This is a genomic window from Marinobacterium sp. xm-d-530, assembly GCF_013283365.1.
Taxonomy (GTDB): domain Bacteria; phylum Pseudomonadota; class Gammaproteobacteria; order Pseudomonadales; family Balneatricaceae; genus Marinobacterium_E.
In genome coordinates, this window is sequence record NZ_WBYM01000001.1 from 645,520 (window position 1) to 653,235 (window position 7,716).

The 7,716-nt window shown below is 50.3% G+C and carries 7 protein-coding genes and 1 rRNA gene; 4 read left to right on the top strand and 4 right to left on the bottom strand.

The window, feature by feature from the left end:
* Positions 1-14: 14 nt before the first annotated feature.
* Complete coding sequence (gene uvrA / locus XMD530_RS03320) at positions 15-2,837, bottom strand: excinuclease ABC subunit UvrA (protein ID WP_173488964.1); 2,823 nt, start codon at positions 2,835-2,837, stop codon at positions 15-17.
* Positions 2,838-2,978: 141 nt separating this feature from the next.
* Between uvrA and ssb the strand changes: the two genes are divergently transcribed.
* The 3 genes from ssb to XMD530_RS03335 all read left to right on the top strand — a co-directional run bounded on the left by ssb (position 2,979) and on the right by XMD530_RS03335 (position 4,807).
* The gene (gene ssb / locus XMD530_RS03325; RefSeq protein ID WP_173494929.1) at positions 2,979-3,494 is read left to right on the top strand and encodes a single-stranded DNA-binding protein; all 516 of its coding nucleotides are present in this window, start codon (positions 2,979-2,981) and stop codon (positions 3,492-3,494) included.
* 69 nt (positions 3,495-3,563) lie between these two features.
* The gene (locus XMD530_RS03330) at positions 3,564-4,190 is read left to right on the top strand and encodes a LysE/ArgO family amino acid transporter (RefSeq protein WP_173482818.1); all 627 of its coding nucleotides are present in this window, start codon (positions 3,564-3,566) and stop codon (positions 4,188-4,190) included.
* 8 nt (positions 4,191-4,198) lie between these two features.
* A complete protein-coding gene (locus tag XMD530_RS03335; RefSeq protein ID WP_173480025.1) occupies positions 4,199-4,807 on the top strand; it encodes a LysE family translocator in 609 nt (202 codons plus the stop codon).
* On the opposite strand, the gene XMD530_RS03340 is transcribed toward XMD530_RS03335, so the two are convergent.
* The gene (locus tag XMD530_RS03340; RefSeq protein WP_173488963.1) at positions 4,796-5,569 is read right to left on the bottom strand and encodes a sulfite exporter TauE/SafE family protein; all 774 of its coding nucleotides are present in this window, start codon (positions 5,567-5,569) and stop codon (positions 4,796-4,798) included. The genes XMD530_RS03335 and XMD530_RS03340 overlap by 12 nt on opposite strands.
* 35 nt (positions 5,570-5,604) lie before the next feature.
* A complete protein-coding gene (locus XMD530_RS03345; protein WP_173488962.1) occupies positions 5,605-6,102 on the bottom strand; it encodes a hypothetical protein in 498 nt (165 codons plus the stop codon).
* Between the two features lie 191 nt (positions 6,103-6,293).
* Here XMD530_RS03345 and XMD530_RS03350 point away from each other — a divergent pair, with 191 nt between their 5' ends.
* On the top strand, positions 6,294-7,202 hold the full coding sequence (locus tag XMD530_RS03350; protein ID WP_173506715.1) for a dienelactone hydrolase family protein: 909 nt from the start codon (positions 6,294-6,296) through the stop codon (positions 7,200-7,202).
* Positions 7,203-7,595: 393 nt separating this feature from the next.
* Here the strand turns inward: XMD530_RS03350 and rrf are convergent.
* Positions 7,596-7,711: ribosomal RNA gene (gene rrf / locus XMD530_RS03355) — 5S ribosomal RNA — on the bottom strand.
* Positions 7,712-7,716 lie beyond the last annotated feature (5 nt).

Genomic DNA, 7,716 nt, shown 5'->3' on the forward strand with positions numbered 1-7,716 from the left:
TGTAGCTGTCGGTTTTAGAGCATCGGTTTCAGGAAACGCCCTGTCTCGGACCCTTGAGTATCAGCCACCTGCTCAGGGGTTCCTTCAGCGACAATACTGCCACCGCCACTGCCACCTTCAGGCCCCAAGTCGACTATCCAATCCGCCGTTTTAATCACATCGAGGTTGTGCTCGATGACAACGATGGTATTGCCGTGATCGCGCAGACGATTGAGGACCGTCAACAACTGTTCAATATCATAGAAGTGCAGACCAGTCGTCGGCTCATCGAGAATGTAGAGTGTTTTTCCCGTATCACGCTTAGAGAGCTCTTTGGCCAACTTAACGCGCTGCGCCTCACCACCAGACAGGGTCGTTGCCGCTTGGCCTAATCGGATGTAACTCAAGCCGACATCGATCAGAGTCTGTAGTCGGCGAGCCAAGGCTGGGATAGCATCGAAGAACTCTCGTGCGTCCTCAACCGTTTGGTCCAACACTTCGTGGATGTTTTTACCCTTGTACTGAACTTCCAGAGTTTCGCGGTTGTAACGCTTCCCTTTACAAACATCACAGGGCACGTACACATCCGGTAGGAAGTGCATCTCTACCTTAATAACACCATCACCTTGACAGGCTTCACAGCGTCCGCCTTTAACGTTGAAGCTGAATCGGCCAGGTTTGTAGCCACGTGAACGAGCCTCTTGGGTACCGGCAAACAGCTCACGTACTTGAGTAAAGATACCGGTGTAAGTTGCAGGGTTTGAACGAGGGGTACGACCGATTGGACTCTGATCGATATCGATCACCTTATCGAAGTGGTCCATACCGACCACCTTCTTATACGGAGCTGGCGTTAAGGTCGTCGCGTTATTCAGTTCCGTTGCCGCAATCGGGTAGAGCGTATTATTAATTAGTGTCGACTTACCAGAGCCCGATACACCGGTGATACAGGTAAACAGGCCAACCGGAATCTCTAGGTCGACGTTTTGCAGATTGTTACCAGAGGCCCCAAACAGTTTGAGCGACTTCTTAGGATCACGCTCATGGCGCTGCTTGGGCACCTCAATGGCACGCTTGCCGGAGAGGTATTGACCAGTAAGTGAGCGCTCACTGTTAACGATATCCTCATAGCTTCCAGAACCAACAACCTCGCCACCGTGTACACCGGCACCAGGACCAATATCAATAATATGATCAGCTTGGCGGATCGCATCCTCGTCGTGCTCAACGACAATCACGGTATTACCCAGGTCGCGTAGATGCTCAAGCGTCTTCAAAAGACGCTCATTATCGCGTTGGTGCAGACCGATAGAGGGCTCATCTAGGATGTACATCACACCGACTAGACCGGCACCAATCTGACTGGCCAGACGAATACGCTGAGCTTCGCCGCCTGATAGAGTCTCTGCACTGCGCTCTAGAGAGAGGTAATCAAGTCCGACATTGACAAGGAAGCTGAGTCGTTCACGGATCTCTTTCAGCACTTTCTCTGCGATCTCGCCCTGTTTTCCCTCTAGCTTCAAGCCATTGAAGTAGTCCAATGCTGAACCAATGGGGTAACGTACAAGCTCTGGCAGTGTCTTGTCATCGATGAATACGTGACGCGCTTCACGACGCAGACGACTGCCAGAACAACTCGGACAAGGCTGCATGTTGATGTACTTCGCTAAGTCATCACGCACCATGTCTGACTCAGTCTCTTTATAACGACGCTCAAGGTTATTAATAACCCCTTCAAAAGCGTGTGATTTAGAGACGATATCGCCACGATCATTCAGGTAGCGGAATGGTACTGTCTCAGTACCGCTGCCATAGAGGATCACCTCTTGATGCTTTTTAGACAGATCCTTAAACGGCGTATCGATATCAAAGCCGTAGTGTTCGGCAACTGCTTTAAGCTGTTGGAAATAGTAAAGCGTGCGTCGATCCCAACCACGAATTGCCCCTTCAGAGAGCGTCAGAGTGTTATCTTGAACAACCTTGTTGGGATCAAAATACTGCTTAACCCCCAAACCATCGCAGCTTGGGCAAGCGCCGTGTGGGTTGTTGAAAGAGAAGAGGCGCGGCTCTAGCTCTTGAATGGAGTGCCCACACTTAGGACAAGCAAAACGCGCAGAGAAGATCATCTCTTCGCCCGCACCCTCATCCATCCAATCAACCGTTGCCAGACCGTCGGTAAGATTGATGGCGGTTTCAAACGACTCAGCAAGACGTTGCTGTAGGTCAGATCGCACTTTAAAACGATCTACGACCACATCAATACGGTGCTTCTTGTTCTTATCGAGCGCCGGGACATCATCTAAATCAACAACCGTGCCATCAATACGAGCTCGAACAAAGCCTTGGGCTCTTAACTCATTCAAAGTGTGCAGATGCTCGCCTTTACGATCCTGCACAACAGGTGCCAGTAGCATCAGTTTAGACCCCTCTGGCAGTGCCAACACTTGGTCGACCATCTGACTGATAGTTTGCGCCTTTAGAGGTAGATCATGATCAGGACAACGCGGTTCACCCGCACGAGCGTAAAGAAGGCGCAGGTAGTCATAGATCTCAGTAATGGTACCGACCGTTGAACGCGGGTTGTGGGAGGTCGACTTCTGCTCAATAGAGATGGCCGGCGAGAGACCTTCAATGTGGTCCACCTCGGGTTTTTCCATCATCGATAGGAACTGACGCGCGTAGGTAGAGAGTGACTCGACATAACGTCGCTGTCCCTCAGCATAGAGCGTATCGAAGGCAAGTGAGGACTTACCAGATCCCGATAGACCGGTGACTACGACTAACTTATCGCGGGGTATCTCTAGATCGATCCCTTTAAGGTTATGGGTGCGCGCACCGCGTACCAGAATTGTGTCCATTACTGCTCCGGCCGTGAAAAAACGAGTACTATATCATGCAGTTCAATACGACAGATAAGTAGATTGCAATTACGGCTGAATCGCCGCTTTTGATCTGTTAAAGTAACCTAAATTGATTAAAGTTTTTGTGCGGAGATAAGAATGGCACGCGGTATTAATAAAGTAATTCTAGTGGGTAACATTGGTGGTGACCCAGAGACTCGTTACATGCCAAACGGTGGTGCGGTGACCAACATCACACTGGCAACCAGTGACTCTTGGAAAGACAAGAACACGGGGCAAATGAACGAACGTACCGAGTGGCACCGCATTGTATTCTTTAACCGCCTTGCTGAGATCGCTGGTGAGTACCTTCGCAAAGGTTCAAAAGTCTACGTTGAAGGCGCACTGCGTACCCGTAAATGGCAGGGTCAAGATGGCCAAGATCGCTACACTACTGAAATCGTAGCGAGCGAAATGCAGATGCTAGATGGCCGAAATGGCGGTGGCGAAAACATGGGCGGCGGTTACCAACAGCAGGGCGGCGATATGGGTTACAACCAACAACCTCAGCAAAGTGCACCGCGTCAACAAGCGCCTCAGCAGGCGCCGCAACAACAAGCCCCGCAACAGCAGCCTCCTGCGTTTGATGACTTTGATGATGACATCCCGTTCTAAGCGATCGCTTAGATAGGATAGCCATCAAGAAGCCACGAACTCCGTGGCTTCTTTTGGTTTGGACCGACTATGACATTGCTACCGACTGCTTACATTACAGGTGCCATTACCGGAGCGAGCTTAATCGCTGCGATTGGTGCTCAAAATGCCTTTGTATTAACCCAAGGAGTTAAGCAGCACTACTTTTGGCAGATTGCCCTCACCTGCGCATTGATCGATACCCTGTTAATTTTTGCGGGTGCCGCCGGCATGGGTGCTTTAATCAATCGCTCCGAGCTATTTTTAACCTTGGTTACCTGGGGCGGTGCTGCCTTTTTGATACTCTATGGATGCAAAGCAGGGTTGTCGGCACTCAAAAGCAACACTCTACAAGCTAATAAAAGCGCAGGTTTTAGCAGCCTCTCTACAGCATTGATGGCAACCGCAGCCTTAAGCCTGCTTAACCCCCATGTCTACCTAGATACTGTGGTACTACTGGGCAGCATTGCAGGGCGTTATGACAGCCTAGACACTTATTGGTTTGCAGCCGGTGCATCCAGTTTCTCTCTGCTCTGGTTTTTAACCATTAGCTACGGTGCGAGAGCGCTTACACCTCTGTTTGCCAATCCACTGGCTTGGCGCGTATTAGATTGCCTCGTAGCCCTTACTATGTGGACAATAGCTTACCTGCTGTTAACCGACTCTTTAGGGAAATAGGGAGAGATATGAACGAAGCTCAATGGTGGATATTCCTTCCAGCCTGTATCGGGATGAACTTTTTCCCTGGTCCCAATAACCTGATAGCACTGATACATGGGACACGCACTTCACTCTTTGCTGCATCAGTTGCCGGTCTTGCGCGTCTACCCGTCATGGTGGTGATGCTGGTTCTGCTTGCTTATGGCCTAGAAGCGCTGCTTGCACTGAGCGAACACGCTTTCTTTGTTATGAAGCTAATCGGTGCCGCTTACTTGCTCTACATGGCCTGGCAATCACTCCGTGCACAGGTCAACCTGAACAGTGTCGATGCACAAGAGACAAAAATCTGGGAGATGGCTCGATCAGAAGCGATCGTCGCCTCAACCAACCCTAAGTTGATCCTGATCTTCACCGCCTTCTTTCCACAATTTATGGATCCAACAGCCAATATCGCCGAGCAGGTTACTGTCATGGGCGGGACGTTTATTGTGATAGAGATCGGTGCGTTAATTGCTTATGCATCGGGTGGCCGCTGGTTACAGAAAAAACTCGCTGATGAGTCAAACACTAAGTGGTTGGCGCGTTTCACCGCAACAGCATTAACGGCCGCGGCTGGTTTGGTGTTAATGCCATAAAAACGATTCGATCCCCTGCCACAGTAATCGCAGCGCAAGCAGAGTAATGACCAGTCGAAACAGCTGATTAAAGAGATCAGAAGAGATCTTGTGCAGAATGTTGAGTCCGACCCAAGTGCCTATTGCGCCCGATAGGATCATCAATGAGATGAGGGGCAGCCACTCAAGAAATGAGAATCCAACAAACGCGAACACAACACCCTTTAATAGATGTTGCCCCGTCAATGCAGCGGCCATTGTCGCTACTTTCGATAGCTTATCCGCTCCAGTGCGGTAGACAAGCCCTCCGACTAAAGGGCCGGTTGCTCCAACAAACATCGAGATAATCGTGGTTAACCCACCTGCTACAACTGCCCCTTTTGGAGAGAGACCACCCCCTTTCGGTTTAGGCCCCCAAACGATCCATAATATAAATAGGCCAACCGCAATTTGAATCCACGTCAGGGGCAACTGAACGACGATGAACGACGCAATCACCGCTCCTATGACGGCACCCGCCATAAATTGAGCGATCAATGGACGATCAATATGGCGCCAAGTCAGCAGTGCACGATTAAAATTAGAGCCAAATTGGACCAATCCATGCACCGGAATCAGTGCAGCAAGCGGCATTATCTGCGCCAAGACCGCTAGCAACAGCGCGCCGCCACCAATGCCAAGCGTTGCCGTTAGCAGCGAGGTAAAGCCTGAAAGCACAATTAGAAACCAAGATTCTGATACGGTCAGCAAATCGGGTAGCAGGGCGTTAATGGATGCGAGCATAGTAAATAAACTGTTAATGGAATTTTGACGCGGTCTTAATGGACCAGGGCCGGCTGAGTCACTGAGGGGGACTGCTGAAGCCAACTAGGCCATTTATCATAGTGCCACTCAGCGACCTCAAATAGCCGGTGCATAATATTTAGCCACTGACGAGCATTAACACGAGGCATGGCAAGAGTGGCACACTCCTCATCACAGAATAGCTTTAACGTCAGTTGCTCATGCGAGACATTCAGATCAACACGATTGATTAACCACTCAGAACTGCCCTCTATCGCCTTAACAGGTGCCTCTTCGACCTGAGCTTGTTGAGCACGGTGTTGAGTAAATGATTGAAGAGTATCCGACTCAGGACGCCCCACTGTCTCTGATTCAATCGCTTTAACCATCGCCTCAATGAGGCGCACCAAAAGACGACGCGTTAGCCAAATGACAATCGTTTGCTGCTGACTCTCTTCGACCACCATTCGAATTCTGTCCTCAGAGGGTGAAAACTCGGTGGTGAAGCGGTTAATCGTGAAATCTGATGGCATATTAGAATTAGATAAACGGAACGAATGGCACGCAGCCCGACACAAGCAGGGCCGTTAATAAAAATATCATTAGGCGCATTTCAAAATCCTAAGCTATAAATAAGAGACTCATTATAGAGTTTGCTCCAGTAGTAAGAAACCGACGCATAGGCAAAAGAGTATCTGTAAATCATCAGCACAGGAGTGCAACCATGGATATGCAACAAAAAGAACAAACCCCGCTGACCATTCCTCAGGTCGCGTTTGATTGGTACGACGAATATGCACACGGTGATATTGACCGACGCACCTTCCTAGCGCGCTTAGGCACTTTAGGCATTGCAGGATTAACCCTTGGCGCAATGACGACAGCACTGACACCAAACTACGCCCTGGCGGAACAGGTCTCATTCAATGATCCCGAAATCAAAGGGAGATATGTAGAGTTCGAGTCGCCTGAAGGCCATGGAAAAGGGCGCGGATACCTAGTTGTTCCAGCAGGGGTCGATGAGATGAATGATGCGCCGACCGTACTGGTTGCCCACGAGAACCGTGGTTTGAATCCATACATCGAGGACGTCGCTAGACGTCTGGCCAAAGCAGGCTATATCGCCTTTGCACCCGATGCTCTCTATCCATTGGGTGGTTACCCAGGCAACGATGACGAAGGCCGCGCAATGCAGCGTACGTTAGAGCGAAGCAAAATCGTTGCAGACTTCATTGCAGCCGCTCAGTTTATTAAGAAACACGAGTTCAGCAGTGGCAAACTGGGTATGGTTGGATTCTGCTTTGGTGGCTACCTAGTCAATCAACTAGCGATCGATCTAGGATCAGATTTGAACGCCGGTGTTCCCTTCTATGGAACGCCTGCTGAAGACGGATTTGAGAAGATCACTGCTCCATTACAGTTCCACTTTGCAGAACTGGATAAGCGCGTGAATGGAACCTGGGTCGACTACCAGCCTATATTGGATAAGCTAGGTAAAACTTATACCGCTCACACCTACGCAGGAGTGAACCACGGCTTCCACAACGACTCGACTGCACGCTACAGCGAAGCTGAAGCAGAGCTGGCTTGGGAGAGAACCTTGGCGTTCTTTGCAGAGCATTTGAGAGGGTAGTTGGAGCGGTCTTGCGAAGGCCGGGAAGGTTGGGCGCGTAATTGGACAGCAGATGACAGGCTAAAGCCAGTCACTGGTGTGCTTAACTCACTACGAAGCTACGGTGACTGGCCTTCAGCCTGTCATCCGCTATTGACGTCGGCAGAGACTTTTTAAAACCGTTGGAGCGGTCTTGCAAAGGCCGCGATGGATTTGGCAGAGATCCTTTACGAAGCTCTCAATGACCTACAATAGGTGCCGAGCGTTGCTCGTCATCGCTTCGCGACGCTTGCAGCGCCTCAACCCCGCCCCGTTGGGGCATGGGTTGTCACATGGGCATTCGCTCAGAAGTCTCCTTGCTCCAAACATAAAAAAAGGGTCATCCGAACGGATGACCCTTTTTCTATGTTAGGTGCCTGGCAATGACCTACTCTCACATGGGGAAACCCCACACTACCATCGGCGATGACGCGTTTCACGACTGAGTTCGGTAAGGGATCAGGTGGTTCCACGTCTCTATTGTCACCAGGCAAAA

What these genes read in the sequence shown, in the direction of transcription:
- uvrA (WP_173488964.1), bottom strand. Translation starts at nt 2,837, where the DNA reads ATGGACACAATTCTGGTACGCGGTGCGCGCACCCATAACCTTAAAGGG.
- ssb (WP_173494929.1), top strand. Translation starts at nt 2,979, where the DNA reads ATGGCACGCGGTATTAATAAAGTAATTCTAGTGGGTAACATTGGTGGT.
- XMD530_RS03330 (WP_173482818.1), top strand. Translation starts at nt 3,564, where the DNA reads ATGACATTGCTACCGACTGCTTACATTACAGGTGCCATTACCGGAGCG.
- XMD530_RS03335 (WP_173480025.1), top strand. Translation starts at nt 4,199, where the DNA reads ATGAACGAAGCTCAATGGTGGATATTCCTTCCAGCCTGTATCGGGATG.
- XMD530_RS03340 (WP_173488963.1), bottom strand. Translation starts at nt 5,569, where the DNA reads ATGCTCGCATCCATTAACGCCCTGCTACCCGATTTGCTGACCGTATCA.
- XMD530_RS03345 (WP_173488962.1), bottom strand. Translation starts at nt 6,102, where the DNA reads ATGCCATCAGATTTCACGATTAACCGCTTCACCACCGAGTTTTCACCC.
- XMD530_RS03350 (WP_173506715.1), top strand. Translation starts at nt 6,294, where the DNA reads ATGGATATGCAACAAAAAGAACAAACCCCGCTGACCATTCCTCAGGTC.